This window comes from Cryobacterium sp. CG_9.6, from assembly GCF_029893365.1.
Lineage (GTDB): Bacteria > Actinomycetota > Actinomycetes > Actinomycetales > Microbacteriaceae > Cryobacterium.
This window is the reverse complement of record NZ_JARXUZ010000001.1, coordinates 1,863,065-1,889,407: the sequence shown is the minus strand read 5'-3', so window position 1 is coordinate 1,889,407 and position 26,343 is coordinate 1,863,065. Positions and strand designations below refer to the sequence as shown.

Annotated in this window: 29 protein-coding genes and 1 tRNA gene; 10 read left to right on the top strand and 20 right to left on the bottom strand. The window is 62.4% G+C overall.

Annotated elements, in window-relative coordinates:
• Positions 1-25: 25 nt before the first annotated feature.
• Complete coding sequence (locus tag H4V99_RS08585) at positions 26-1,057, bottom strand: tRNA (adenine-N1)-methyltransferase (RefSeq protein WP_280677320.1); 1,032 nt, start codon at positions 1,055-1,057, stop codon at positions 26-28.
• A gap of 48 nt (positions 1,058-1,105) precedes the next feature.
• Complete coding sequence (locus H4V99_RS08580) at positions 1,106-1,825, bottom strand: HAD family hydrolase (protein ID WP_280677318.1); 720 nt, start codon at positions 1,823-1,825, stop codon at positions 1,106-1,108.
• A gap of 79 nt (positions 1,826-1,904) precedes the next feature.
• On the opposite strand from H4V99_RS08580, the gene H4V99_RS08575 reads away from it, so the two are divergent.
• The gene (locus tag H4V99_RS08575) at positions 1,905-2,843 is read left to right on the top strand and encodes a PAC2 family protein (protein ID WP_280677316.1); all 939 of its coding nucleotides are present in this window, start codon (positions 1,905-1,907) and stop codon (positions 2,841-2,843) included.
• 2 nt (positions 2,844-2,845) lie between these two features.
• On the opposite strand, the gene mshC is transcribed toward H4V99_RS08575, so the two are convergent.
• The 3 genes from mshC to H4V99_RS08560 are packed head-to-tail and all read right to left on the bottom strand — an operon-like array spanning position 2,846 to position 6,356.
• On the bottom strand, positions 2,846-4,126 hold the full coding sequence (gene mshC / locus H4V99_RS08570; protein ID WP_280677314.1) for a cysteine--1-D-myo-inosityl 2-amino-2-deoxy-alpha-D-glucopyranoside ligase: 1,281 nt from the start codon (positions 4,124-4,126) through the stop codon (positions 2,846-2,848).
• 13 nt (positions 4,127-4,139) lie between these two features.
• Positions 4,140-4,994 (bottom strand): undecaprenyl-diphosphate phosphatase, encoded by an 855-nt coding sequence (locus tag H4V99_RS08565; protein ID WP_280677311.1) that lies wholly within the window; start codon positions 4,992-4,994, stop codon positions 4,140-4,142.
• Positions 4,995-5,030: 36 nt separating this feature from the next.
• Entirely contained in the window at positions 5,031-6,356 is a 1,326-nt protein-coding gene (locus H4V99_RS08560; RefSeq protein ID WP_280677309.1) for a M20/M25/M40 family metallo-hydrolase, read from the bottom strand.
• 111 nt (positions 6,357-6,467) lie between these two features.
• Here H4V99_RS08560 and H4V99_RS08555 point away from each other — a divergent pair.
• Positions 6,468-6,552: transfer RNA gene (locus tag H4V99_RS08555), tRNA-Leu, on the top strand.
• Positions 6,553-6,664: 112 nt separating this feature from the next.
• On the opposite strand, the gene H4V99_RS08550 is transcribed toward H4V99_RS08555, so the two are convergent.
• The 3 genes from H4V99_RS08550 to H4V99_RS08540 form a co-directional block, all read right to left on the bottom strand.
• Entirely contained in the window at positions 6,665-7,819 is a 1,155-nt protein-coding gene (locus H4V99_RS08550) for an AI-2E family transporter (RefSeq protein WP_280677307.1), read from the bottom strand.
• A 163-nt stretch (positions 7,820-7,982) separates the two neighbouring features.
• Positions 7,983-8,516: a CarD family transcriptional regulator gene (locus H4V99_RS08545; protein WP_280677305.1), complete on the bottom strand. Its 534-nt coding sequence runs from the start codon at positions 8,514-8,516 to the stop codon at positions 7,983-7,985.
• Between the two features lie 63 nt (positions 8,517-8,579).
• Positions 8,580-9,218 (bottom strand): TetR/AcrR family transcriptional regulator, encoded by a 639-nt coding sequence (locus H4V99_RS08540; RefSeq protein WP_280677303.1) that lies wholly within the window; start codon positions 9,216-9,218, stop codon positions 8,580-8,582.
• Positions 9,219-9,359: 141 nt separating this feature from the next.
• On the opposite strand from H4V99_RS08540, the gene H4V99_RS08535 reads away from it, so the two are divergent.
• On the top strand, positions 9,360-9,632 hold the full coding sequence (locus H4V99_RS08535; RefSeq protein WP_280677301.1) for a hypothetical protein: 273 nt from the start codon (positions 9,360-9,362) through the stop codon (positions 9,630-9,632).
• 12 nt (positions 9,633-9,644) lie between these two features.
• Here the strand turns inward: H4V99_RS08535 and H4V99_RS08530 are convergent, their stop codons facing one another.
• From H4V99_RS08530 to H4V99_RS08515, 4 genes are all read right to left on the bottom strand, one after another.
• Positions 9,645-10,538 carry an ABC transporter permease subunit gene (locus tag H4V99_RS08530; protein WP_280677299.1) on the bottom strand — a complete coding sequence of 298 codons (894 nt, stop codon included), beginning with the start codon at positions 10,536-10,538 and terminating at the stop codon, positions 9,645-9,647.
• Positions 10,525-11,511, bottom strand: coding sequence for an ABC transporter ATP-binding protein (locus H4V99_RS08525; RefSeq protein ID WP_280677297.1), 987 nt, complete (start codon positions 11,509-11,511; stop codon positions 10,525-10,527). The genes H4V99_RS08530 and H4V99_RS08525 overlap by 14 nt, the downstream gene beginning before the upstream one ends.
• Positions 11,508-12,647, bottom strand: a complete 1,140-nt coding sequence (locus H4V99_RS08520; protein ID WP_280677295.1) for a DUF2092 domain-containing protein — start codon at positions 12,645-12,647, stop codon at positions 11,508-11,510. The genes H4V99_RS08525 and H4V99_RS08520 overlap by 4 nt, the downstream gene beginning before the upstream one ends.
• Positions 12,648-12,715: 68 nt before the next feature.
• The gene (locus H4V99_RS08515) at positions 12,716-13,087 is read right to left on the bottom strand and encodes a hypothetical protein (protein WP_280677293.1); all 372 of its coding nucleotides are present in this window, start codon (positions 13,085-13,087) and stop codon (positions 12,716-12,718) included.
• 83 nt (positions 13,088-13,170) lie between these two features.
• Here H4V99_RS08515 and H4V99_RS08510 point away from each other — a divergent pair, with 83 nt between their 5' ends.
• Positions 13,171-14,046: a hypothetical protein gene (locus H4V99_RS08510; protein WP_280677291.1), complete on the top strand. Its 876-nt coding sequence runs from the start codon at positions 13,171-13,173 to the stop codon at positions 14,044-14,046.
• 3 nt (positions 14,047-14,049) lie between these two features.
• Here H4V99_RS08510 and H4V99_RS08505 read toward each other — a convergent pair whose 3' ends face one another.
• The 3 genes from H4V99_RS08505 to H4V99_RS08495 all read right to left on the bottom strand — a co-directional run bounded on the left by H4V99_RS08505 (position 14,050) and on the right by H4V99_RS08495 (position 16,261).
• Positions 14,050-15,000: a DnaJ domain-containing protein gene (locus H4V99_RS08505; protein ID WP_280677289.1), complete on the bottom strand. Its 951-nt coding sequence runs from the start codon at positions 14,998-15,000 to the stop codon at positions 14,050-14,052.
• Positions 15,001-15,258: 258 nt separating this feature from the next.
• Positions 15,259-15,423, bottom strand: coding sequence for a hypothetical protein (locus tag H4V99_RS08500; protein ID WP_280677287.1), 165 nt, complete (start codon positions 15,421-15,423; stop codon positions 15,259-15,261).
• Positions 15,424-15,550: 127 nt separating this feature from the next.
• A complete protein-coding gene (locus tag H4V99_RS08495; protein ID WP_280677285.1) occupies positions 15,551-16,261 on the bottom strand; it encodes an SOS response-associated peptidase in 711 nt (236 codons plus the stop codon).
• Between the two features lie 72 nt (positions 16,262-16,333).
• On the opposite strand from H4V99_RS08495, the gene H4V99_RS08490 reads away from it, so the two are divergent.
• Together H4V99_RS08490 and H4V99_RS08485 are read left to right on the top strand one after the other, a co-directional pair.
• Positions 16,334-17,191 carry a DUF3097 domain-containing protein gene (locus H4V99_RS08490; RefSeq protein WP_280677283.1) on the top strand — a complete coding sequence of 286 codons (858 nt, stop codon included), beginning with the start codon at positions 16,334-16,336 and terminating at the stop codon, positions 17,189-17,191.
• A 229-nt stretch (positions 17,192-17,420) separates the two neighbouring features.
• Entirely contained in the window at positions 17,421-17,624 is a 204-nt protein-coding gene (locus H4V99_RS08485) for a cold-shock protein (protein ID WP_035840308.1), read from the top strand.
• 53 nt (positions 17,625-17,677) lie between these two features.
• On the opposite strand, the gene H4V99_RS08480 is transcribed toward H4V99_RS08485, so the two are convergent.
• Positions 17,678-18,157, bottom strand: a complete 480-nt coding sequence (locus H4V99_RS08480; protein ID WP_280677281.1) for an Lrp/AsnC family transcriptional regulator — start codon at positions 18,155-18,157, stop codon at positions 17,678-17,680.
• A 119-nt stretch (positions 18,158-18,276) separates the two neighbouring features.
• Here H4V99_RS08480 and H4V99_RS08475 point away from each other — a divergent pair, with 119 nt between their 5' ends.
• Positions 18,277-19,470, top strand: coding sequence for a PLP-dependent aspartate aminotransferase family protein (locus H4V99_RS08475; RefSeq protein WP_348522359.1), 1,194 nt, complete (start codon positions 18,277-18,279; stop codon positions 19,468-19,470).
• On the opposite strand, the gene H4V99_RS08470 is transcribed toward H4V99_RS08475, so the two are convergent.
• Positions 19,467-21,284, bottom strand: coding sequence for a DEAD/DEAH box helicase (locus H4V99_RS08470; RefSeq protein ID WP_280677277.1), 1,818 nt, complete (start codon positions 21,282-21,284; stop codon positions 19,467-19,469). The two genes, H4V99_RS08475 and H4V99_RS08470, sit on opposite strands and share 4 nt — an antisense overlap.
• A gap of 56 nt (positions 21,285-21,340) precedes the next feature.
• On the opposite strand from H4V99_RS08470, the gene H4V99_RS08465 reads away from it, so the two are divergent.
• Positions 21,341-22,126 (top strand): SGNH/GDSL hydrolase family protein, encoded by a 786-nt coding sequence (locus H4V99_RS08465; RefSeq protein ID WP_280677275.1) that lies wholly within the window; start codon positions 21,341-21,343, stop codon positions 22,124-22,126.
• Positions 22,127-22,146: 20 nt separating this feature from the next.
• On the opposite strand, the gene H4V99_RS08460 is transcribed toward H4V99_RS08465, so the two are convergent.
• The 3 genes from H4V99_RS08460 to H4V99_RS08450 all read right to left on the bottom strand — a co-directional run bounded on the left by H4V99_RS08460 (position 22,147) and on the right by H4V99_RS08450 (position 24,614).
• Positions 22,147-23,379: a D-alanyl-D-alanine carboxypeptidase gene (locus tag H4V99_RS08460; protein ID WP_280677273.1), complete on the bottom strand. Its 1,233-nt coding sequence runs from the start codon at positions 23,377-23,379 to the stop codon at positions 22,147-22,149.
• Positions 23,380-23,458: 79 nt separating this feature from the next.
• Positions 23,459-23,755 (bottom strand): hypothetical protein, encoded by a 297-nt coding sequence (locus tag H4V99_RS08455; protein ID WP_280677272.1) that lies wholly within the window; start codon positions 23,753-23,755, stop codon positions 23,459-23,461.
• Positions 23,756-23,810: 55 nt separating this feature from the next.
• Positions 23,811-24,614, bottom strand: a complete 804-nt coding sequence (locus tag H4V99_RS08450; protein WP_280677269.1) for an RNA methyltransferase — start codon at positions 24,612-24,614, stop codon at positions 23,811-23,813.
• Positions 24,615-24,766: 152 nt separating this feature from the next.
• Between H4V99_RS08450 and H4V99_RS08445 the strand changes: the two genes are divergently transcribed.
• Both H4V99_RS08445 and H4V99_RS08440 read left to right on the top strand, forming a co-directional pair.
• Positions 24,767-25,669 carry a Sir2 family NAD-dependent protein deacetylase gene (locus H4V99_RS08445; RefSeq protein ID WP_280677267.1) on the top strand — a complete coding sequence of 301 codons (903 nt, stop codon included), beginning with the start codon at positions 24,767-24,769 and terminating at the stop codon, positions 25,667-25,669.
• 23 nt (positions 25,670-25,692) lie between these two features.
• The gene (locus tag H4V99_RS08440; protein WP_280677265.1) at positions 25,693-26,334 is read left to right on the top strand and encodes a histidine phosphatase family protein; all 642 of its coding nucleotides are present in this window, start codon (positions 25,693-25,695) and stop codon (positions 26,332-26,334) included.
• Positions 26,335-26,343: the final 9 nt, after the last annotated feature.

Genomic DNA, 26,343 nt, shown 5'->3' with positions numbered 1-26,343 from the left:
TACTGGCCGGGTCGGCGGCCGAAATTTAGTCTATCTGGGGTTCAACGGGCGATTCGAGGTCGCGTGCCTTCGACAAGCCCGCACTGGTGCTGGCGGCACGCACACGCTTGCGCATGCTCTTTGAGCTGACATTCCGTTCGCCCAGAGCGCCGGGTGTCCACGCTTCCACGTCAGCGTCGTCAAAGTCGGTCTTGGACGGCCGACGCTTCAACTCGGGCAGGACCGTGTTGGGGGCGAGACGCCGGGCCGTGATCAGGAAGCCGGTGTGGCCGATCATGCGGTGGTCCGGGCGAACAGCGAGCCCCTCCACATGCCAGCCACGAATCATGGTCTCGTTGGAATCGGGGTTTGTGTACATCCCCGTTCCTCGAATAGCCTCTGCCACACGGGAGAGCTGAGTCACGGTGGCCACATAGCACAGCAACACGCCGCCCGGCTTCAACGCATCCGAGACGACACCGAGGCATTCCCAGGGGGCCAGCATGTCGAGCACCACACGGTCAACACTGTGCGGGGCAGCAACGTCCGGAAGAGTGTCGGTCAGGTCGCCCAGGGTGATCGTCCAATTCCCGGGGTCTGAACCGAGAAAGGTCGCCACATTGTCGCGAGCGACGTCGGCGAACTCGTCGCGCCGCTCGAAGGAGGCAAGTCGCCCGGCTGGCCCAATGGCGCGCAGCAACCAGAGGGACAGAGCTCCGGAACCCACTCCGGCCTCGACCACGGTTGCACCGGGGAAAATATCGGCCTGAGCAATGATCTGAGCGGCGTCCTTGGGATAAATGATTGCGGCACCACGAGGCATCGACATCACAAAATCACTCAGCAGCGGTCGCAACGCCAGATGTTCAACACCCACATTGTTCGTCACCACCGATCCATCCGGCTGACCAATGATGTCATCGTGCGCGAGGATTCCGCGGTGCGTGTGAAATCCCTGGCCGGGGATCAGTGCGATCGTGTTCATGCGTCCCTTTGGACCCGTGAGCTGCACCCGGTCGCCGGCACGGAACGGCCCGCTGTTTTGAACGACCTGGCTATTTGTGTCTGTTGCGCTCATGTTCATGTGACTACTGGATCCTCGTGGTTGATGGGCTCACTGCGCAGGCTAGTGCGTGCGAGTCGGCGTCAAGTCTAATTCGATCTCGGTGAGGCGAGCGCTGTAGAGCGCAGAAACGTCAGCGAGGGTGTGCCCGTCGAGCGTTGACCACCGGGTGTACTCGGAACTTTCGGGCAGGTCAATTTGATGAGGTACGGCAATGGTGATGGTGCCGGCGGCCACGGCGCTGGCAACGCCGGGAGTGGAATCCTCGATCGCGACACAGTGCGTGGGGTCTACACCGAGCGTGGCGGCTGCCGTCAGGTACGGCTCAGGGTGAGGTTTACTGTTCGTCACCATGTCTCCGGCAATGATCAGGTCGAAGGCCGGGAAATCGATCAGGTCCACAATTTGACGGGCCATTCGTTTGACGGACATGGTGACCAGAGCAGTCGGGATCCCGGCGGCTTTCAGCTGGGCCAGGAGCTCGCGCGATCCCGGGCGCCACGGCACTCCGTGCTCCGCCAGCTGCTCCTGCACGCGGTCGGTCAGCCACTGCACAATGGCATCGGCTTCCATGTCGACACCACGAGCCTGCAGAATACCGGCTGAGTTCCACAGTCCGCTCCCCACGAGGAGCATGCAATCCTCGTGAGTCCACACTCCCCCGTAGGAGGCCACCAACTCGGTTTCGGCACGCATCCAGTAGGGCTCCGTGTCAACGAGAGTCCCATCCATGTCCCAAAGTACGGCGGCGGGCAGGGGGGAAACGTTCTGGAACTCACTCACGGGGTTCAAGTGTAGAGGGCACGGCCTATCCTTAACTGATGGTGCACGACACAGCCACGCGAAATCGAGGTTTTACACGGTGACAGACGGAAAAGGTTTTCTTGGCGGACGACTCATGGTCGTGGCGTTCGAGGGCTGGAATGATGCGGGAGAAGCCGCCACAGGCGCCGTGCGTGCGCTCAAGGAGTTGCTCGACGTTCGCGAGATTATGACGGTCGATCCTGAGCTGTACTTCGACTACCAGTTCAACCGACCCACGGTATCGACCAATGACGAGGGTCTGCGCGTAATCGAGTGGCCGAGTGCCACGCTCTACGCTCCGGTCTCCCCCGGCGCGGAAGGTATCCCGCTGGCCGAAGATGCCGAGTTACGGGTGAGCGGCACGAATGCCGGCAACATTTATCTGCTGCTGGGCACCGAACCCTCGCGCAGCTGGAAAAGCTTCGCTGCCGAAGTTTTTGATGCCGCTCTGGCAGCTGATGTGACGGGTGTTGTCTTCCTCGGAGCCATGCTTGCCGACGTGCCGCACACCCGACCGATTTCCATCTTCGTCTCCAGCGACAACGCCGGTGTGCGGGGCGAACTTCAGATTGAACGCAGCACCTATGAGGGTCCGGTTGGAATACTCAGCATTCTCTCTGATGCCGCGGAAACGGCGGGTATTCCGACGCTGTCGATCTGGGCATCCGTCCCGCACTATGTGCACAACGCGCCCTCGCCCAAGGCCATGCTGGCGCTCATCGACAAGCTGGAGGAGGTCATCGACGTATCGATTCCCCGGGGCACCTTGGTGACCGAAGCGGCCGAATGGGAATCAGGTATTGACACTCTTGCCGGTGACGACGACGAGATGGCTGCCTATATTGCGCAGCTCGAGCAGGCCCGAGACACCGTGGACTCACCGGAGGCCAGTGGCGAAGCCATTGCCCAGGAATTCGAGAAGTACCTGCGCAAGCGCAACGATGGCCGGGACGGCCGAGCCGATGGCCGTTCCGGCCCTGATGGACCGAGGCAGTAGCCCTAGCTCCCGCGCAGGTTGACGCCGAGGAGTGCGTCGATGGCGGTGGTTACCAGCGCCGGGTCGTCGACACCGTGAGCGGCCTCGTCAAGCACAACCAACGCGGCCGGCGAGTCGAGGTCATCGTTCAGGCTGGTGCGAAGCGCCTCGACCACCGTGGCGGCTGAGAGAGTCCCGACTGGCGCGGCTCCCGAGGCCGGCGCAAAGGCCGCCCGATACCGGGCCAGGCGATGTTCAGCTGCACCGAGCAGGGCATCGGTCCACGCCCAGTTGGAGCGGTAGTGCTGCGCTAAAAGCGCGAGCCGAATGGCTCGGGGGTCGACGCCCTGACTGCGCAGTCCGGAGACGAGCACCAGGTTTCCGAGCGACTTGCTCATCTTCTCGCCCTGGTAGGCCACCATCCCCGTGTGGCTGTACACGCCGGCGAGTGGATGCCCTGACAGCGCAGACGCATGCCCCGCGCTCATGTCGTGGTGGGGAAAAATCAGGTCTGAGCCGCCACCCTGAACCGTGAAGTCGGTGCCCAGCTCCTTGAGTGCGATAACCGAACACTCAATGTGCCAGCCGGGGCGCCCCGCACCGACGGCGGATGGCCACTGCGGCTCACCGGCGCGGGCTGCCCGCCACAGGAGAGGGTCGAGGGCGTCACGCTTGCCGACCCGGTCGGGATCCCCGCCCCGCTCGGCAAAAAGCGCCAGCATGGTGTCACGGTTGAGGTTGCTCTCGTCGCCGAGCCGCCAATCCGTCTGTGTCTCCGCCGCCAGAATATCGAAGTACAGGTCTGATCCACTCATCCCGTCAGCGCCGACGACGGCGTCCGGGGTCGGAACCTCGTAGGCCAGGCCCGCGGTCATCAACTGCGCGACCGCCTCGGCCACCTCGTCGATGACCTCGGTCACAGCAACGTAGTCGTTGGGCGGGATGATGCCGAGGGCTTCCATGTCGGTGCGAAAGAGCTGCACCTGAGACTCGGCGAGCTCTTGCCATTCGACTCCCGTTTGTGTGGCCCGCTCCAGGAGCGGATCATCCACGTCGGTCACGTTCTGGGCGTAGTGCACCTGATAGCCGGCATCGAGCCAGACTCGCTGCAGCGTGTCGAAGGCCAGGTAGGTGGCCGCATGGCCCAGGTGGGTGGCATCGTAGGGCGTGATTCCGCACACATACAGTCGGGCGACATCTGTTGGCCTCGCCTCGACGAGAGAGTCAGTGGCGGTGTCGTGTAGCCAGGGTGCGCCTGAGCTACCCGGTATAGACGGAATTTCTGGTCGCTTCCAAGCACGCATGGTTCAAGCCTAACTAGGCGTGAAGCACGTTCGTTCCCAGAAGCACGAAAACCACGATTCCGAGGAGGATGCGGTAGATCACGAAAGGCAGGAAGCTGCGCTTGGAGATGTAGTTCATGAAGAAACCAATAACGAACAACGCGACGATAAAAGCGACGACCGTTGCCACGAGCGTCTCGAGAGGCCCAAAGATCTCCGGCTTGCAGCCCAGGGCACCATCGATGCACGGCTTCGCGATGGATTTGTAGACCTGATAGAAGCCGCTGCCCAGGACCGCCGGAATGGCGAGCAGGAAGGCGTACCGGGCTGCCGCCCGGCGCTCATAGCCCATGAAGAGCCCGAGTGTGATTGTTCCCCCCGAGCGGGATACCCCGGGAATGAGGGCGAGCGACTGGGCGAATCCGTACACGATGCCGTCGGCAACCGTGAGATCCTCCAGCTTGCGGCGCTTGGCACCCACGTAGTCCGCGATACCCAGCAGAATGCCGAAGGCGATGAGCATGGTTGCCGTGATCCACAGATTGCGCAGAACCGTTTCAATCTGGTCTTGAAACAGCAGGCCCAAAACGACGATCGGCAGGGAGCCGATGATGATGAGCCAGCCCATGCGTGCATCGGGGTCGGCTCGCGGAACACGACCCACCAGAGACCGTGACCACTGCCCAATGATGCGAACAATGTCTTTCCAGAAGAAGAGCACAACGGCGAGCTCGGTGCCGATCTGGGTAATCGCCGTGAATTGAGCTCCGGGGTCATCACCGGTACCCAAAAACTGCCCCACGATTGCAATGTGGGCACTCGAGGACACCGGGATGAACTCGGTCAGCCCCTGCACAAGGCCCAAGATAATGGCATTAATGAAATCCACGCGCGTCACTTCCGCTTGGTTGGTCTCAAGTGTTTGCTAGTACTTCGAGAGCAGGTCCGTCAGAACCCGCCTGCCAAACACTAATGCTTCCAACGGGACGCGCTCATCCACTCCGTGAAACAGTGCCGGAAAATCCAGTTCGGCCGGCAGCCTGAGCGGGGCAAATCCGTATCCCTTGATTCCGAGCGTGCTGAGCGCCTTGTTGTCTGTCCCCGCCGACAGCAGGTAGGGCAGCACGGGCGCGCCCGGATCATGGCGTCCGAGGGTCTCAACCATGGCATCCACGAGAGGGCCGGCAAAGTCCGTTTCGAGGCCGATGTCACGGTGCATGACCACGATCTCAATGTCTGGCCCCACGAGGTCGGCGATCTCGGCCAGCACAGCGTCCTCCTCGCCGGGAAGAGAACGGATGTCGATGAGAGCCTCGGCCGTGTCGGGGATGACATTGTGCTTGTACCCGGCCGTGAGCCCGGTGGGGTTGGTCGTGGTGCGCAGGCTCGCCTGGATGAAGCCGGAGGCGGTCCCGGTTGCGAGGGCAAGCTCATCCGGGCCGACCTGCTCCGGGTTCACATCGAGGATGCGTGCCAGCTCCGCCAGAAGCTGCGTGGTCGTGTCCGTCAGCCGAATGGGCCACGTGTGTCGCCCCACCTTCGCCACCGCCTCAGCCAGTCGTGTGACGGCGTTGTCATGGTGCACCCGTGAGCCGTGCCCCGCACTGCCGGTGGCCACAAGCTTCACCCAGATGAGAGCCTTTTCCCCGGTCTGAAGCAGGTAGGCACGTTTTCCGGCCAGAGTGATGGAATATCCGCCCACTTCGCTGATCGCTTCCGTGGCGCCGGCGAAGAGCTCCGGACGCGTGCGGGCTAGGTATCCCGAACCCAGGACTCCCCCGGCCTCTTCGTCGGCGAAGAACGCGATCACCAGGTCTCGTTCGGGTTCGCCTCCAGAGCCAATGATGTCCGTGAGGGACGCAAGGATCATTGCATCCATATTCTTCATATCGACGGCACCACGGCCCCACAGCATTCCGTCTGCGATGACACCGCCAAACGGGTCAACCGACCAGTTGGCTGGGTCCGCCGGAACCACGTCAAGGTGACCGTGAACCACGAGAGCGGGAAGGCTGCTGTTGCGGCCTCGGACGCGAGCAACAACACTGGTGCGGCCCGGTTCGGAATCAAAGAGCTGCGGAGTGAGGCCCAGACCACGCAGGTGGGTTGCCACGTACTCGGCGGCATCCGTTTCACCGTTGGAACGACCCTCCCCGTAGTTGGACGTGTCATAGCGAATCAGGTCGCGGGCAAGCCGCGCTGTGAGGTCAAGTTCGCTGTCGAGGGGCTGGTCTGGTGCGATGGAAGCCATGCACTCACGCTACCTGCATCACCCGACCGTTGGCGTTGGTGCAGCAGGCTGCGATATCCGTGCTAAGTTATTACCTCGGCAGCCGGTTTTGTTCGGCGGTCGTTTCACCCGGTCCGGGTGGCGGAATTGGTAGACGCGCTGGCTTGAGGTGCCAGTGCCCGTTAAGGGCGTGTGGGTTCAATTCCCATCTCGGACACGAAGATTACTCGAGAAGTAATCATCGAGGACTGGTTGAGACAGTTCAGAGGGCCGGATCTTAGGATCCGGCCTTCTCTCGTTAAGCTGCAGCGCAGAACGTTGCTGAGCGTCTATTTCCCCTCCTGCTTCGGGAATATGACTTTTTGAATGACGATGATGGCGGATGCTGCCAGGGGAATGGCCACGAGGGCACCCAGCACACCGCCGATCGAGCCACCGGCAACGGCACCGATCACGACGATCGACCCTGGTACCGCCACCGCCCGGTTCATGATGCGTGGACTCAGAACGTATGCCTCGACCTGCATGTAGATCACATAGTAGATGGCCGCGACGAGTCCCGTAAGCGGTGACGCCAGCAAGCAGACCACGACGATAAGGATCGAGCCGGTCAGCGTTCCCACCAGGGGTATCAGGGACAGCAAGAACGCAATGAATGCCAGAAGCAGCGGCAGCGGCGCCCCAATGATACTGAGAAAGATAAAACTCAGCACGCCGTTGACGCCCGCAAGAGACACCTGCCCCACCACGTAGCGCCCCACGGCCTGCACGATCTGTTCCGAGATCACAATGAAGGTCTCACGCTGAGTTCTCGGCACAAAACGGTAAACGACTTTCTTTATGGACGAGAGGGACGCCAGAAAGTACAGCGTCAGAATGAGCACGATCGCGGCGCCGGTGAGGCCACTCGCGATTCCGACACCGACGGCGAGGAGTCCGCCGCCCAGGGTGGCGAGACTGTCAGCATTGAGCAGGTTCTGGGCCTGCTGCGCCAGGTCGCTGATATTCAGAAAGCCGCCGAACTGCTGGTCGAAATTCGCCACCCAATCAAGGCGGGAGATATCTCTCACGGTCTCGGGAAAATTATCGATGACATTCGTGGCCTGCCTCACAATGACCGGCACGATTGCGAACAGGAGTCCCACGAAGATGAGCACCACCGCACCAAATACAATGCCGATGGCCAGACCTCGCCTCATGCGTGTGGACATCCAGGTGACGAGGGGGTCGAGGCCGAGTGCGAGGAACAGCGCGATGCCAATGTAGACCAGCACGGTCCCCAGCTGGGAGACGACCCCGCCGAGCACCAGCGCAATCAGCACACCAAGGCCACCGAGGAACCCGATCTTGAAAGCATTGATCTGTGCGTAGGACACCGAATTCCGCTCCGGCGCCTGCGCTACTGAGCCCACGGCCAAGGCGACCGGAGCCGCGGGAGTGGTTTGCGGCCGGCGGCCGCGGAGAACTCGTCTTCGGTACGTCATGACATGATCCCGTTCTGCTCGCGGTGTCACTGGAACGTTTACGAGACCCCAATCGCTGCAGTCGGGGTCCTCTGCGGCGAGCATAGTACGTTCGCTGCGGACACAGTTATGGGCCGCCAGAACAAGTCCTGACGGCCCGGCACTGTTCGTGCAGAAGGAGAAGCTAGACGGCGACGGACTCGTCGTCCTCCGCGGGAGCGACCTGTGCGGGTCCCACCGTGAGAATTTCCTTGAGCAGCAGGTCACTGGCTTCCTGGTCGGTCAGGCCCTGCGCCAGAGCCAGCTCCGATACGAGGATCTGACGTGCCTTTTCCAGCATCCGCTTCTCGCCTGCGGAGACGCCCTTGTCCTGGTCACGACGCCACAGGTCGCGAACAACCTCACTTACGCGGTACACGCTGCCGCTGGCCATCTTTTCCTGGTTGGACTTGTACCGGCGTGACCAGTTACCGGGTTCTTCCGTGAACGGGTTCTGCAGCACGGCGTACACGGCCTGCACACCCTCGGCGTCGATCACATCGCGAACGCCAACGAGCTCAACGTTGTCTACGGGCAACTGAATCGTGAGTGCGCTCGTGTGCACGTTGAGGGTCATGAACTGCTTCTCCTCACCCTTCACCGTGCGCGACGTGAGCGCCGTAATGGTAACCGCACCGTGGTGGGGGTAAACGAGAGTTTCGCCGATTTCAATGTTCATAGGAAATACGCCTTGTCTTCAATTGGATTATTCATGGTGCAGGGGTCGAAAAATGTCTCGAGGTCAGGGACTCGGTGCCGGGGGTGCCATCAGCCACTCAGGTAACAGGGTCACCAGTTGGTCGACAAGTTCATCGTCGGACACATCAATGTGGCCACGCATCCACGCGCTGATCAGCGTGAGCGCTCCGCCCGCCACATAGGTGGTGACGAGTTCCGCGTCGACCTGAGGGGGAACATCTTCACCCTCGAAGATCGACTCAAGCATGCGGCTCGCGTAGGCATCGACGATCTGGTCGAAGGCACTGCGCGTGAGGGGAAGCTCGGCCACGGTTGAATAGAGCGGAAAGTTCTCCAGCATGTGTCCCACCAGTCGGGTGTACCCGCGCCGCGCGCGGCCTCGTCCCTCGATGGCATCGTCGCTGTCGTCCGGCAGATCAATGTCGCCCACGCTGATTTCCGCGAATTGCACACGCAGTAACTCTGCCGCCACATCGTCGAGACTTGCAAAATGTGCATAAAACGAACTGCGGCTAATTCCGCCCATGCGCACAATGTCGGCCACGGAAACGGATGCCGTCGGATCGGCCATGAGAGCACGTGTAGCCGTGAAGATAAGTTGTCGCGTGCGCTCGGCACGGGGATCGTGCGTGAACAAGCGAGCTTCCGGCTCCTGAATGTGGAAGCCGTTCGCAACTGTCATTACGCTAGTGTACCACTTCTCGGACATGTGTCCTAGAAGCGAATAGTGCGCCGAGTAGACCGTGGAAATGGGGACGACGTCGTACTCGGGACGGCGCAAATTGCGGGAGACTAGAACCTTCACTCTCGATAAAGGATTCACATGATCACGCTCAATCAGGACGTTGACGGCTTCATTCGTATGAACAGGCATTTCCCCGAAAGCGCCAGCATCACCATCAACTTCACCGCCAGTGCACCGGAACTCTTCACGGGTACCCAACTGAACGCGATCTTTGACGCTGCGGTGGCCGAGTTTCGGTCGCAGAATCGACTCGACGCCAAGGGTTTCTCCCGCGCTCCAGCCGCGACAGTACAGCGTCAGACCAACATTCAATTCGTGCCGGTGCATGCCGGGATGACCGCACCGCAGTAACACCACAACCGCTCAGGACAGAATGTCCTTGGTGGTGAAGCGGCTATAGGCGAGGGCGCCGAAGACGAGAATGTAGCCGGCCTGCAGCAACGCGTTTGACACGAAACTCGTCACGTCGACGGGTTGCCGCAGCAGGTCGGCAAATCCGAGCCAGTAGTGACTGAAAAGGAACGGATGAAGCCACGACAGCTGCGGGAGCGCGTCGAGAATCTGTGCCACAACCGAGACGACCACCGTGGCCGCCATCGCTCCCACGGGTACATCGGTGAGGGTGGAGATGAAGAGGCCGATCATGGTCAGCCCCAGGAGCGAGACGGTGACGTAGGCGGCGATCAGCGCGGAGCGAACCAGTGACTCCGCCACGGTGATGGTGTCTCCCGACAGCAGTGTCACCGGTCCAACAGGAAAGAGTGCGGCGCCGATCAGCACGCCGGTAATGGTGGGCGTGAGCGTGGCGGCGAGACAGAACGCGGCGGCTCCGAGGTATTTCACCAGCAGGAGACGCACTCTGCCAGCGGGAGCAACCAGCAGGTATCGAAGGGTGCCGAGCCCGGCCTCCCCCGCAATGGTGTCCCCCGCCACGACGCCAATCGTGAGTGGAAGAAAGAGTGGAATCGCCACGACCATGGCGGTGAACCCGACGAACAGGCCGTTCTGCGTGACGCGGTCGAGGAATGGTGGCCCCTGTCCCGGGGAGAGCTCATTGCTGGAGAGCCGCACAGCAACCGCGAGCAGTATGGGTATCATCGCGACGGCAACCAGCATGGCCCACGTGCGCCGCCGGCGAAACAAGACAGACAACTCAGAGCCCAGCAGGTCCCAGCCGAACGATCCGCGCGGAATTGACGATCCGCGGCCCCCGTTGGTCTGCGCCGGCGCGGCCTGAACGGAATTATTGAACGACATCGAAACCTTCTCCCGTCAGGGCGACAAACCGTTCCTCGAGGCTGGGTTCCTCCAGTGCAAAACCACGAATCCGCACGCCCGCGTGTACGAGTGACGTCACAATAGTCTCCGGCGGCAGGCCGTCGCTAGCGTAGGCCGCCACAATGACCGGATCCTCATCAGCAGCGCCACCCGTGGTGACCAGCTCGGGCGTGAACCCTACCTCGTGGAGAACCTGGCTGGCGGTAGCGACGTCGGGGGTGGTGAGTCGGACCCGACGTTCACTCCCCCGACCAAGATCGGCCAGGGTCCCCTGTGCCACCAGAGTTCCCGCGCTCATGACAGCCGCGTGAGTGCACATCTGCTCCACCTCGGCGAGCAGGTGGCTCGACACGAAAATTGTTGTGCCCTCGGAGGCGAGGGAGCGGATGAGCGCGCGCACCTCCCGGGTCCCCTGCGGGTCGAGTCCGTTGGTGGGTTCGTCCAGCACCAGAAGTTCGCGCTCGGTCAGAAGTGCATTGGCGATACCGAGTCGTTGCTTCATGCCGAGGGAATAGGCGTGCACCTTCTTGTTGGCCGCATGGCTGAGGCCTACCCGGTCAAGTGCCCGGGCCACTCGGGCCGACCGCGTGCGGGAGGTTACGTGGCGGTCCGCCGCGTCCAATCGCGCGAGGTTCGCGCGACCGGAGAGGAACGGGTAGAAGGCGGGGCCCTCAACGAGCGCGCCCACGCGGGGCAACACCTCGTGGAGGCGCCCGGGCATCGACGCCCCCAGAACGCTGATGTCACCGCTGGTTGCTGAGGTGAGGCCGAGGAGCATACGAATGCTTGTGGTTTTGCCCGAACCGTTGGGTCCGAGAAAACCGAACACGGCACCGCGGGGAACGTGGAGGTCAATCCCGTTCACCGCAGTCTGACGACCGAAGCGTTTGGTGAGCCCACGTGTCTCGATCGCCAAGGCACCCGAGGAGAGCACACCACCGTCCGATGTCACGAAGCGCTGGCGACGGCCTGAAGTCGTTCCACGGACACCGCTCCGGTAAACACTCGACCGTCAGCGGTGATGAAAACGTTGACCAGTGATGTCGACAGTGCTCGGCCGCCGGCAACCTCGCTCGTGAACTGGGTGAACAGCGGTGAGGTGGTCAGTTCAGACGGAACGGAGGCTGCAGGAACTTCGACCACCGCGTCCCAACCGGAACCGGTTATGACGGCGTCTTCCCGCCCGGGGACGTCGGCTTCTGCAGCGGACCAATCGGAGTTCGCGTCTGTGGCCGCGGGAAGGGTCTGCTCCGTGACCGTGGCGTTTGCAGGCGGCGTGAAGCTGAAGAGGTCAGCCGACGGGGCACTGAAGTCCACGGAGGTGAAGGCTACGTCGAAGGCAGGATCGTCCTGTGCCCCAGCCTGAACCCGCACGCGGAGCGGAAGACCTGTCTCGGAGTCAACAGCGATGGATATCGACTGAACGAGGGTCTCCGTTGATGTGGGCGTGAGGACGAGGTCGTACACGGAGCGACCGGCAACCCGGGAGTCTTTCCCGACCGACACCGTTGTGCTGGAGTCCAGGGTGCTGAGCAGCCGATCGGCGACGTCTGCCGGGGTACTCAGCCCGCCAGCCGCCAGCTCGTCCAGGGCAGCAGCCTTGCGGTCCGAGTCGACGTCTGTGCGGGCCGGAAGTGCAACGTGAGTGGCCGAGTTGGTGTCAGATTCGTAATACCAGGCGTCAGTTCCATTGGTGATCACATTGCGCTCATCAAGACGGTCAAGAACCTGGATCCGCGTATTGCCCGCTCCACCCGCGTACACGCGCAGGGTGTGAGAACCGGTGAGGAGTTCCAGCGCGTTCATAACGCTCGCGGATGAGTCAGGCGTGCTGCCCTCGGCTTCCGCGGAGGACGGCGTCACGCGTGCACCGAGATCAATATCGGGCAGTCCCAAATTGGATGACTGCTCCACCGTTCCAGAAAATGAGTCTGCACGAGAGTCACTCACCATCAGAAGCACCTGCTTCGGTGTTTTGTCAGGCAGATCTACTGCGGCACCCGCTTGGAGTGGAACAGCGATGACCCCGGCAACGATGACGGCGGGAACGACAATGGCGGGTAGCCATTTGAAGGACTTGTTCGGCACGATTAACGACCTATCTCGCGAAGATTGATGTCTCAAATTCTACGCCTCGAGGCTGAGAATTGTCCCGGTCAGGCGCTGCTGGGTGGCGCGTCCGAGATACCGATGAACTGACTTCCAATTCCATCGCACTCGGTGCGACCCAGACCCGCAGCTGGTGCGGGCACCTCATCAAACGCGTGGTGCGCACAGCTGATATAGGTGAAAGCAGGCCACCACTTCTTGGGGCGAACGGCTTCGGAGAAGCCACAGACGTCACACGTTAACTGCACCCACACGGGCTTCTTTCCGGTGCGATTGGCGCGCGACTGAAGAAGCCAGGCCGGTGGGTCTTCTTCGAGCCTGGCCAGCTGGGCCTCGCCCATTTTGGTGGGAATGCCATGACGCGTGGCCATTTCCAGCGGAATGTCCAGGCGCAGGGCAACTTCTCGTCTCGTAATCATCTTCATCAAGAATACGCGGTGCAGGCTCCTGAGGCACGCCCGCTGAACCCTTCGGCATGGTCACGTCGTGAAATACTCAGAGCATGCCCCTCACCGCCTCCCCGCTCGGCCTTCTTCTCGATGTTGATGGTCCCATCGCCAGTCCCGTCACGCGCACCATCGCTACCGCCAGCATCCTGACCGATTTGATCACCCTCGCAGCGGCGAACGTTCCCATCGCCTTCATTACCGGACGATCCGCGGCCTTCATCCGTGAACAGGTCGTGGCGCCGCTGCTGGCTGAAGGTCTGCCCGCGACTTTTCGCATGTACGGCGTGTGCGAAAAGGGTGCCGTATGGTTTCCCATCGACAGTCGCGGCATGGGTGACGTGGTGGTTGACGACAGCGTCGCCGTGCCCACAGTCGTGGTTGACGCGCTGCGTGATCTGGTTCACGATCACTTTGCAGACACCATGTTTTTCGACGAGACCAAGCAGGCCATGGTGTCGGTGGAACAGCGAACGGATGTCGATAGCGCCACGTTCAAGGCCCGCCAGCCGGCTTTCGACGCGGCGGCGTATGCAATTCTGGTGCGCCATGGCCTCGGTGTGGCCTTCGGGGACCAGGTCACGCCGGATATCAGCGGCCAGGTGCCGTTCCGGCTGGATTCCACCATCATCTCGACGGATATCGAGTCTGTTCGACTCGACAAGAACGCAGCAGCCGAACGCGCACTCGCCTTCTTTGCAGAGGGTGGGCCGCTTCCTCGGACGTGGCGCTCGGTTGGGGACTCGCGCAGCGATTACCTCATGGCCGACCACTTACACGAAGCCGGTTACGACGTTTCCCACGTGGATGTGCGGCCCCTCGATGGCATCCTGGAACGTCCCTACCCCATCATCGTGATGGGTGAACAAATACATGACGAGGCCGGTGCAAGCTTTCTCGACTATTGGGTCAGCAAGCTCGGGCTGCGCTAGCGATCACGAGGCGACAAACCGAATCTCGTTCTGAAGCGTGCTGCGTAGCTCGAAGACCTTTTCAAAGCTTCCTCGCTCCATGCCCGGGAAACCGTCGCGGAGTAGGCCGTTGAGACGAGAGCGACCAATGACGGTCACCATGGGGTGACGGCCGCGTTTCGGAACCGAGAGTGGTGCCTCAAGGGCGCCGTCGGGGAGCACCACGATGAGGCCGGTGAATCGAACCCGCACGTGGCGGGTGAAGGCCTTCGCGCTGGCTTGGAGGCGATGAATGGGTTCCTCGTCGTCGGCGATCTCGTCAGAGACGAGCTCGCCGCGACGCAGCTGAACCGCGCCTCCCCAGTCCTCCGACAATACGGCAAAGAGACCGGCCGGCCCCAGCACGACGTGATCGAGCTTGTCGGTTCCGTTGGCGGCATCCACGTCGTGCCAGGCGGTGAATCCGATGCCGAGACCAGAGACCAGATGTGCCGTCGCCTCCTCGGCCAGGGCCTTGGCAAGCAGATGACGAATGGCCCGAGGCGCCGATCGCACTAACGACGGGGCGTAGGGGTCGTCAATGACGGTGCCCCTCCCCGCCCATTCCCGAATCAAATTGAGGTATTGCTGCCGCACCAAGCCACCAGGGTGACCGTGCATGCGTGTTTTGAGACCGGTTGTCGACGCGCGACTGGACGCCGAGGATCCCGGTGTCGCGGACGTGTGAAAGGGGTCGTCCGGCATGGTCGGTTCCGGGCCGCCAAAGCGCGTGCGGTCGTAGACCGCTCGACTTTCGGGGCTCCCCACGCGTTCCCACGCGATTTGCACAGCATGAAACTGTGCTGCGGTTCCCCCAACATCGGGGTGTGTCCGGCGCAACTGGAGTCGATAGGCACGCCGCAAGGCATCATCACTCGCGGAGGGAGCGACCCCCAGGACTTCGTAGGGGGTGGACGCGGCGGGACTGTCGGGCATCCGGAGTCGTACCTTTCCTGCTCTCGGACAAACTGTGGATCAGTGGGCCAACATACCGTCACTGGCTGGAATACCGCCGAATGCCACGGTCTTGTCGGCTCCGCAAGCCGCTCCAGCACCCGAGTGGACGTGATGACCGTTGTCGGAATCCTCTAACCCGCTTGTGTGGCCCGTGCCCGCGCGTAGGCCCTCTCACTGATTGCGGGGCTTCGGCCCTCAGTACCGCGCCAATCAGGCGCGGCAATAGCGGGTGGAAGCCTAGTTGCGCAGAAAGTGGAACGGAATGGCGAGCGACAGGGCGATAGCCAAAATACCCGCAATGAAGATGGCACCCTGAAAAACCGTCACGGTGAAGGCGAGGCCAAAGAGAAACATGCCCAGGACGAAGATCGCCATCGCAATGACATAGGGAACGATTTTCATGCTGTGGTCCTCTCGAAGTGAAACCCGCGTAAATTCTCCGGGTCCCTCCTCTCAGGGTACCGGTCGCGACGCCGGCGCCGTCACCATACCCGGCAGACTGGCGGAGAAAATGCCAGGGAACGACTACCTAGTCGGAGTCTCCGTGGAGGGGTTCGATCAGCTCGGCACCATTACCCACCAGCGGTGCTACTTCATAGAACCGCAGGGTCTCCGCAAGAGCCCGCGATGCCCCGACAGCGGCATCCACGAAGCCTTGGTTTCCGATCGTGTGCGGGTCTAGCCACTGATCCCAGGCGTCGTCCGGAAGTGCCACCGGAATACGATCGTGTATGGTCGCAAGCGGTCCCTGTGCGTCGGCCGTGAGAATGGTGGCCGAGAGCACCCATCGGGACGGGTCATCGTCGGCGACGGCAGGATTTCGCCACCAGGAGTACAGTCCTGCGAAGGCGAGCGGGAGGCCGTCATCGGAATGCACAAAGTACGGTGTCTTCTTCGCGCCCTCGGTGTGCCACTCGTAGTACCCCGTTGCCGGAATCAGAGCCCGACGAGATTCAACTGATTTCTTGAACGTCGGTTTTTCTGCGGCGGACTCGGAGCGGGCGTTGAACGTGGCAAAGGTGGACGTCATGTCGCTCGCAAAGGATGGAATCAGCGACCAGCGCGCGGCCTCGAGCCGCCGCACGGTCGGTTCCTGCTTCGCCGACTCCAGCACGATCGGAATCTGCTCGGTCGGCTTGATATTCCACGACGGCTCCGGAAGGTTCACCCCCTCATGCTCTACGTCGAACATGGCGGCGAGATCCGCAGCCGTATCGGTAATGATGTATCGACCACACATGATGACCAGATTACCCTGCTCGCGGTCGTGGCGGCCGGGGTACTGCCTACACCGTGAGCTAGCGTCTATTCAATGGACGACCGATACAGCGCTGACGTACTCTCCCCCGGCTGGCAAAAGGCCGGCCGGATCATTATTCCCACGCAGGAGGCTTCCCGCGATCTTGTGGTCGAGGAGGTGGCTACAGGTTTCTGCGGCGCAGTGGTGCGGGTCGAACGAAAGACCGTGACGCTCGAAGATCGGCACGGGAAACATCGACTCTTTCCGCTCGGTGGCGGGTTTCTCCTGGAGGGCCAGCCCGTGGTGCTTGTCGCACCCACTATGGCTGGGGCTCTGGGCCTGGCCCGCACCGCTTCTGGATCGATGGCCGTGGCCGATGTTCCGGCGCGGGTCGCCCGAGCGAGCCGCATCTTCGTCGAGGGTCGCCATGACGCTGAACTGGTGGAAAAGGTGTGGGGCGCAGACCTTCGCATTGAAGGTGTTGTCGTGGAATACCTTGAAGGTATTGACCACCTTGAGGAGATTCTCACGGACTTCGGGCCGAGTTCCACCCGCAGGATTGGTGTGCTCGTGGACCATCTGGTCCCCCACTCCAAGGAAAGTCGTATCGCCGAGGCCGTTGCACGAGGAAAACACCGCGACTCCGTTCTTGTGGTGGGACATCCCTATATCGACGTGTGGCAGGCCGTCAAGCCGTCGCGCGTGGGACTTTCTGCCTGGCCTCAGATCCCGCGAAACGTGGAGTGGAAGCACGGTATCTGTGCGGCGCTCGGCTGGCCCCATGACGAGCAGGCGGACATCGCGCGCGCGTGGCAACGAATCCTTGGCCAGGTGCACAGCTACGCCGATCTGGAACCCGCGCTTCTGGGACGGGTTGAACACCTGATCGACTTCGTGACCGAGGATGACCGCTCAGGGGTCCCCCTTTAGGGGGACCTGGGGCTGAGAAGACGCGGGGTTTTGTTGCGAAACACCGGCCGATTTCGAAACCATCCATGGATGTGGGCTAGTGTTGATTCTGAAGTTGTAGTGCTTGCACGTCTTAAACGCATTGACCTCGGTTGATGCGCCACATTCCTTTCGGAAGCGGACGACGAATACCGCGACGAACGGCCCCGACAGTCGGGGTCGGTCTAACACTCCTGGAGGAGTTTTACAAATGGCAACAGGTACCGTGAAATGGTTCAACGCTGAAAAGGGCTTCGGCTTCATCGCACCCGACGACGGAAGCGCCGATGTTTTCGCGCACTACTCCGCGATCGCGTCGAATGGCTACAAGTCCCTCGATGAGAACCAGAAGGTCGAGTTCGAGGTAACCCAGGGCCCCAAGGGTCCCCAGGCCGAGAACATCCGCGCCCTCTAAATAGAGCTTTGTAACGCCCTCGCTTCTGGCGGGGGCGTTACGTCGTTAAGTGGTTATTTGACGAGGTCCTGCCAGCCATCGCCGTCGACATACTCAAAGATGAGGTTTGTCTCGGTGTGTGCCACGGCCGGGTGCTCGGCCAAATGCTCCAGCACAAAGTCGCGCAGGTCGGAGGCGTCGGCCGCCGCAACGTGCAGCAGATAATCATCTGCTCCGGCGGTGTGGAACAGGCCAATGACACCGGGCCAGTGCGGTGCCGCATTGCGGAAGTCATCAATTTGCACTCGGGCGTGCTTGGCCAGCCGAACGGAGATGAGTGCTTGCAGAGACGCGCCCAGAGCCGCGAGGTCAATATTGGCTCGATAGCCGCGAATGTGGCCGAGCTGCTGCAAGCGGCGCAAACGCAGCGACACCGTCGACTCGGCCACTCCGATTTCGGCGGCGAGAGCTGCACCGGATGCCCGAGCATTTACGGACAGCGCCCGCAGCAGCGCACGATCGACTCGGTCTAGTTCTGGCTTCTTCGATTCCATCGCAGTACTCCCTCGTTGCAGAGCAGTTTATGCGATATTCGCCTAACGTTGTGGCAGGGTCTGCAGACCCCCTTGCGACAAGGAGCAGAATCTGTTTTTCTCAGATTATGTTGCCACCGTTGTCACACATTGAAACCCGCGCAGTGCACTCCGGAATGGACGGAGTCTCCGAGATGGGGTCCCACGTTCCCGTTATTGATTTGTCCACAACAAACCCTTTGACCGGCGTCGAATCTGGAGGTGATTCCTACGAGAATCTGGCCACCGGTGGACACCTGCAGCCCGGCGATTCTGCTGTGTACCAACGGCTGTGGCAACCCGGAGTCGCGCGGTTTGAAGAGGCGCTGTCCGCTCTCGAGGGGTCCGAGTCATCCGTTGCTTTTGCCACCGGGATGGCCGCACTCACGGCAACGCTGATTGCTACGGTCACTGCCGGGAAGCCGCACATCGTTGCACTACGGCCGATCTACGGAGGAACAGACCACGTGCTCGCGAGCGGCCTGCTCGGCACCGAGATTACCTGGACCGATGTTGCGGGCGTGGCGAGTGCCATCCGCTCCAACACTGGACTGGTCATTCTGGAATCTCCCGCCAATCCGACCCTGCAATTGACCGACATCCGCGTTGTGGTCGAGGCAGCCGGGAACGTACCCGTGCTCGTCGACAACACCTTCGCGACGCCCGTGCTTCAACGACCGATCGAATGCGGTGCCACACTCGTGCTGCACAGCGCCACCAAGTACATTGGCGGGCACGGTGATGCGATGGGGGGTACGGTCTCCGGGCCCGACGAGTGGATGGTGCGGCTGCGGCAGGTCCGGGCACTCACTGGCGGGCTGCTGCATCCGCTGAGCGCGTATCTGCTGCACCGAGGGCTTCGCACCCTACCCGTGCGTGTGCGGGCACAGCAGGAGACGGCCGGCGAGATTGCCCGGCGATTGGTCGATCACCCGGATCTACGACGAATGCTCTATCCCGCGCTCCCGGGCCAGGACCCCGAAGCACTCATCGGTCGGCAGACCGCTGGTGCGGGTTCGCTAATCGCCCTGGATTTCGGCAGCTTTGATGCAGCCGTGCGTTTCACGGAGTCTCTGCGTTTGATCTCGCACGCCGTCTCTCTCGGCGGTGTTGACTCGCTCGTGCAGCACCCGGCATCGCTCACGCATCGCCCGGTGGAGGCAAGCGCCCGGCCCGCTGCGGGCGTCGTGCGCATTTCCGTGGGTCTGGAACACGTGGACGACCTCATGCACGACATCCTCAGCGCCCTCGACGCCAGCCGTGTTGTGAGCGCCTCCCTGAGCAGCGTGCGCTAACTGCGGCCGAGACGGCGGCGAAGGAGATCGATCCGCATTTGCAGCTGGGTGACGCTCGCTTGAGCCACAGCCGGCCCACCGCAGATGCGTCGAAGCTCCGCGTGAATCATTCCATGGGGTTCCTCGGCGAGCTTGGACCACATGCCGACGAGGCTCGCGAGCAACGTTCGCTGCTCCTTGAGCGTGCGATAGAGGGGCGGAGGGTCCTCGGCTGCCACCTCGCCCGTAACGGGGTCTTTACGGCGGTCAGTGGAGCGTTTGGCTTGCCGTGACTGGCGCTGACGCAGCAGTTCGGAGACCTGCTCGGGTTCGAGGAGACCCGGAATGCCAATAAAGTCGAATTCCTCGTCTGTTCCGGGTTCTGCCAGTTCGCCGAACTCATCACCGTCAAACATGACCATGTCAAAGGTGGCCTGTGAGTCGAGGGCTTGCCAGGTGAATTCCTCTTCACCCAGGTTGTCGGACGCTTTGTCTTCCTTGTTCGCGGAGGCGACCATGGCGTCTTCCGGGTTATACATGCCGTCATCGCCATCGTCACGATTGCTTCGATCGAGAGCGTGGTCGCGCTCGATCTCCATAGCGTTGGCGAGGCTCAGCAGGCCGGGAACGTTGGGCAGAAAAATGGAGGCGGTTTCACCGCGACGCCTCGCCCGAACGAAGCGGCCAATGGCCTGGGCAAAGTACAGCGGGGTGGATGCGCTCGTAGCATAGACCCCCACGGCAAGCCTCGGTACGTCCACTCCCTCCGATACCATCCGCACGGCCACCATCCAGCGACGAGTGTTCTTGGCAAATTCGTCGATGCGGTCGCTGGCCTCTTTTTCATCGGAGAGAACGATCGTGACGGGTTCACCAGCAATCTCCTCGAGAATCACCGCGTAGGCGCGTGCCGTGCTCTGATCGGTGGCGATGACGAGACCACCGGCATCCGGAATCCCGTGCCGAACCTCGGTGAGACGTTGGTTGGCGGCGCGCAGCACGTCCGGAATCCACTGTCCGGTGGGCTCCAGGGCCGTGCGCCACGCCTGACTGGTGATGTCCTTAGTGTTGCCCTCCCCCAGCTTGGCCTCCATCTCGTCCCCGGTGCGGGTGCGCCACTTCATGTGCCCGGCGTAAACCATGAACATCACCGGTCGCACCACGCCGTCGGCCAGAGCCCGCCCGTAGCCATAGGCGTAGTCGCTCTGGGACATGCGGATACCGTGCTTGTCGGGCAGGTAGCTTACGAAGGGAATCGGTGACGTGTCCGAGCGAAAGGGGGTTCCGGTGAGCGACAGTCGGCGCGTTGCCGGCCCGAAGGCCTCGCGAATGGCGTCACCCCAGCTGAGCGCGTCGCCCCCGTGGTGAATCTCGTCGAGAATCACGAGAGTCCGGCTCGACTGTGTCATTTCCTGGTGCAGGGCGGCCCTCGCGGCCACCTGCGCGTAGGTGACGACCACGCCATGGTAGTGACTGCCGTAGATGCGGTCGCTGTTCTTGAACATCGGGTCCAGGCGAATTCCTGCGCGCGCAGCAGCATCGGCCCACTGTGTCTTCAGGTGCTCGGTGGGCGCCACGACGGTGATGCGGTCGATTGTACGGCGGGAGCGCAGCTCAGCAGCGAGTCGCAGCGCGAACGTGGTCTTTCCGGCTCCCGGTGTGGCGGCCGCGAGAAAGTCCCGTGGTTCATGCACGAAGTAGGACTCAAGTGCCTCGGCCTGCCAGGCACGTAGTTTGCTTGCCGTGCCCCACGCAGCTCGCTCGGGGAAAGACGGGGAGAGGTGTTCGGCTGCACTCGTTCCCTGTGCGGGACCGAAAACAGATGGAGTATTCACTTCTGTTAAAGATACCAAGTTGTGCAGCACCGTGCGCGGACCGACAGACTGTGACCATGACGAATCAGCAGCATCCGTGGTCCCGCTATGTCGCCATCGGCGATTCCTTTACCGAGGGAATCGGCGACCCCGAACCGGAATCTCCCGGTGGCAGCCGTGGGTGGGCCGATCGCGTGGCCGAGGTACTGAGTGGCGGGTCAGACGACTTCGCTTACGCGAACCTCGCCGTACGGGGCAAACTCATCCGACAAATCAGCCACGAGCAAATTCAACCAGCTCTCGACCTGCGGCCCGACCTGATGACGTTCTCAGCGGGCGGCAATGACGTGCTTCGTCCCGGAGCGGACCCGGATGAGATTTCCGCCCGGTGTGAGGAGGCCGTGCAACGGCTGTACCGGGATGGCGCCACGATTGTGCTGTTCACCGGTGCCGATGTGGGCTTCTCCCCCGTGTTTCGCGGTATTCGCGGCAAGGTCGCGATTTACAACGAGAACTTGCGTGCGGTCGCCGCACGGTATGACTGCATCGTGGCCGACCTGTGGTCACTTCGGGAGATTCAGGACCCTCGCTTGTGGGCGCCCGACCGCCTGCACCTGAATGCGCTGGGGCACCACACGGTGGCCAGAATGGTTCTGGACGCACTGAATGTGCAGAACTCCCTGGAGCCGCAGAGCCCCGAGCCGATGCCAGACACCACCTGGCGAGCAGCTCGCACCGAGGATTTTGCCTGGGCGAAGGACTACCTCGTTCCGTGGGTACTGCGGCGCGTTCGGCATCAATCCTCGGGGGACAACGTGTTACCCAAGCGCCCGGCGGCGGGCCCATTCCTGCCGAGCGACTAGTTGGTGGTCACACGTCGAGATCAGCCGGCTGTGAGCTCCCCCGGGTGGCTGAATCGCCAACCGGCACCCGGGTCCGTGAGCGGTGCATCGAGCACGAGCGGCACGCTCACCTGCTGGTCACCCGCGGCAAAGGACACGACACCGACAGAATCGCCCGCCTGACCGAGGGACACCGTTCGTGCCGTGGTCACACCGGTGATGGCCGCGTCCGACCAGACCAGAACGGAGGCATCCTCGGCCGCCACTGCCTCTGCGCTCTGCCCCCAGGCTGTGGTGTAGGAGCCAAAGGAATCGCCCTTGGCTACCAGGTTGACGTTCTGGAAGCCCCCCGTGACACTTCCGATCAGCGCCGAAACGGCGTCATTGAGCTCGCTGTGGGTGTTCCCGCCCAGCACCACACCAACCACGGTGACGGTCTCTGTGCCCACCGTGAGCTCGGTCGAGAACAGCAGGCACGCGCCGGCAACATCGGTGGTTCCCGTCTTGATGCCGTCAACTCCGGCCCGACCGAGGAGCCGGTTAGTATTCGTGACCACACCGATGGTCGGGAGAACAGCTTGGGGCATGGCAACGATCTCGGCCAGAACCGGATTGGCCACCACAAGCTTGGCGATGTCGACCAGGTTGGCGGGGCTGCTGACACTGTTCGACGAGATGCCACTCGTGTCGGCTACAATAGTTTCGGTGAGCCCGGTCGATTGAAGCCACGCGTTGGCGGCGCGGAGGTACTCACTCTCGCTGCCGTAAGCCCAGACCGCGAGAGACGCGGCGTAGTTGTTGGCCGACGGCAGCAGCATCACCTCGAAGGCTTCCCGCTGGCTGAGCACCATGCCGGAGACAACAGGGGCAACGGAACCGTTCTCCGCGAGGGACTTGTAGTACAGGTCGATATCGGCGTCCGTGAACGTGATCGCGGGACCTGCCTCGCCGGCCGCAAGCGGCCGGGCTTCGAGCACCACGAGCGCGGTGATCATCTTGGTGATGCTGGCAATCGGTACGGGTGCCTGGTTTCCGTGGGAGGCGAGGACGCCGGTGAAGCCAACGGCGCCGATCGCGCCCTGCCCAAAGCTTGGCCAGGTGGGCTGTGCCGTCGGCTGCGTCAGGTTGTCGGGTTGCCTGACCTCGGCAGAGGACGCCGGTACCGGCGCGAGACCGGTGGCACCGAGGTAGCCAATGCCCAGCAGGACAACGAGGAGGGAGCCAAAGACGGCTAGGCGCCTCCGGCGGAGGGTCACACGGCGGCTCTGGGACATCCGTCAATCGTAGCGGCCCACCCCGCAACACTCGGTTGGAAAAAAGTGCGGGACAACGCGTCGCCGGCGCGCATCCGCTTCAACCGTGCAGGTGTGCGATCTCCCAGCCGGTGGCTCGGTGCAGAACGTCCAGGAGTGTCGCAGCGGCTGCCCGTGCCTCCGACGCTCCCCGGGTATTCACAACGTCAATGGTCAGGGGCAGGCTCTCGCCGAACTTTGGAATTTCCACCTCAATGCGGCCACCGTCTGCGAGGGCGATGTACGCGTTCGCGCCTGACGGGTTGTGCACCTCGGTGTGGAGCGCCGCAGCGATGGCCTGCAGGGCATCAGGCTTGGTGGACTGAATCTGAGCAACGATCGTGGCCGTGAAGATCATGGGTCTCCGAACTTGGTGTGATGTCAATGTGCTCAGTAAACCAGTCTCCGCGCTTCTAGACGCGCAGTGCATAGAGCGCGACGGCACTCGCCGAAGCCACGTTGAGGGAATCCACGCCGTGCAACATGGGAATGGTGACCACGGTGTCTGCGGCGCGGAGTGCATGCGCGCTCAACCCGTCGCCCTCCGCGCCGAGCACGAGTGCCACCCGTTCCGGCGCGCTCGCGGCAAACCGGTCGAGCGAGACGGCCTCGTCGCTCAGGGCGAGAGCTGCGAGGTGAAACCCGGCGGCGTGAAGCAGTGGCGTGGCCTCATCCCATTCGGGCAGGCGAGTCCATGGCACCTGCAACACCGTGCCCATGCTGACGCGAACGCTGCGTCGATACAGTGGGTCTGCGCAGCGCGGCGTTATCAGAACGGCGTCGGCACCGAGGCCGGCCACCGACCGGAAAATGGCACCTACATTCGTGTGATCAACAATGTCCTCAAGAATCACAATCCGGCGTGCGTCGGCAATGAGTTCGGCAACGGAGGGCAGCGCCGGACGATGCATGGCGGCAAGGGCTCCGCGGTGCAGGTTGTACCCGGTGAGCGTCTCCAGCACTCGCGATTCCCCCACGTACACGGGCACATCAGGCCAGTCAGCGAGCAGCCGCTCAGCGTCCGGGAGCCACTGCTCCTGCACCAGGAGGGAGCGCGGCTGGTGGCCAGCTGCGATTGCACGGGCAATGACCTTGGGTGATTCGGCAATATACAGTCCACCGGCGGGCTCGGAGACACGGCGCAACGCAACATCCGTGAGCCGTGAGTAGTCGCTCAGGTCGGGCAGATCACGGTCGGTAATGGGGATGATCTGCACGAGAAGAGCGCCTTTCGAGGGGAAGTTACGTTTAGCCTGACAGGTCTGCAGTCATTTCAAAAACAGACGAGTTTAGAATCAATCTGTGGGGAAACATCAGCCCGCGGTTTCACCCTGCCGGGTGGCACACACGAAAAACGACGGGAGCGTTCATGACAGCCGATCTGTTCCCGAATGCCGGCGCTCTGACCGAAGCACTGCTAGCCCCCGATGTCGAAACGAGCGACGCGACGGAATCGAGTGCACAGTCCCAACTTGATGCTGTTGCCGAGGTACTTCGCGGTCGGCTGACCGTGGTGCTGACCGGCGCGGGGCTGAGCACCGATTCCGGCATCCCGGACTATCGCGGCGAGGGCGCACCGGTGCGCACTCCGATGACTTTCCAGACCTTTGTGAGCAACGAGCGCGCGCGCAAACGTTACTGGGCCGGCAGCCATCTGGGCTGGCGGCATTTTCGTGCGGCGACGCCCAATGTAGGACATGCCTCCCTCGTGCGGCTTGAAACCAGCGGCGCTATTTCGGGTGTTGTCACGCAGAATGTGGACGGCCTGCACACCAGAGCCGGGTCCCGGCATGTCGTTGAGCTTCACGGATCGATGGACCGGGTCATCTGCCTCGTGTGCGGTCAGGCTTTCGGTCGAGACAGCATCGCGGCGCGCCTCGAAGCCGCGAATCCGTCGTTGAACACGCCGGAAGCCGTGCGGATCGCGCCGGATGGTGACGCCGACGTGGAAGACATCGACGGGTTCACCATCCCCGCCTGCACGGTGTGTGACGGAATGCTCAAGCCCAACGTCGTGTTCTTTGGGGAACTCGTTCCCACCGAAAGGTTTACGGCGGCTCAGTCGCTCGTGCAGGCTGCCGAGGCATTCGTGGTGGCGGGTTCCTCGCTCGCCGTCAATTCCGGCATCCGGTTGCTGGAGCAGGCTCGCCGCCGCAAGCTCCCCATCATCGTGATCAACCGCGGCGCGACAAAGGGGGACGGTCGGGCCATTCTCAAACTGGAGGCTGGCACGTCGGAGTCTCTGGCCGGATTGGCGGACCGCCTGTGCTGATAAAACCTGTGCTGATAAAACCTGTGCCGATAAAACCTGATGCTGCGGAGGACGGCGGCGCCCGAATCACTCGGATCTCGATCGTGCGCCATGGCCAGACCGAATGGAACCTGGCTCAACGCATTCAGGGCACCACCGACATTCCCCTGAACTTTACGGGGCGCGCCCAAGCCGCCGAGACCGGCGCACGGTTACGCCAACGACACTGGGACGTCATCATCAGCAGCCCCCTCTCTCGGGCCGAGGAGACGGCTCGCATCATCGCCGGCGAACTGGGTTTGACCCGCCCCGAGTTGGACGAGGCGATGACCGAACGTCACCACGGACAGATGGAGGGCCTCACGTTCACGGAACGCCAGAAGAGCTTTCCCAACGGAGTTCCGGTGCCGGGCCTGGAGACCCGCCAGCATGTGCTGGACCGCGTGCTTCCGGCACTCGCCCGGCTGGCCCAGTTTCATGAGGGCAAATCCGTGCTGGTTGTGAGCCACGGCGGCATCATTGGGACACTCCTTCGACATTTCACCGATGGTGAGCGCCCCCGGCACGACGAGATTATCGCCAACGGTTCGGTGCACGACTTCGTGTGGCAGGAGGATCACATCACACTCACGCACTGTGACGCTACCCAGCGTGCGGTCACGGAGTCCTTCGACGTATTGCGCTGAGCCACGACG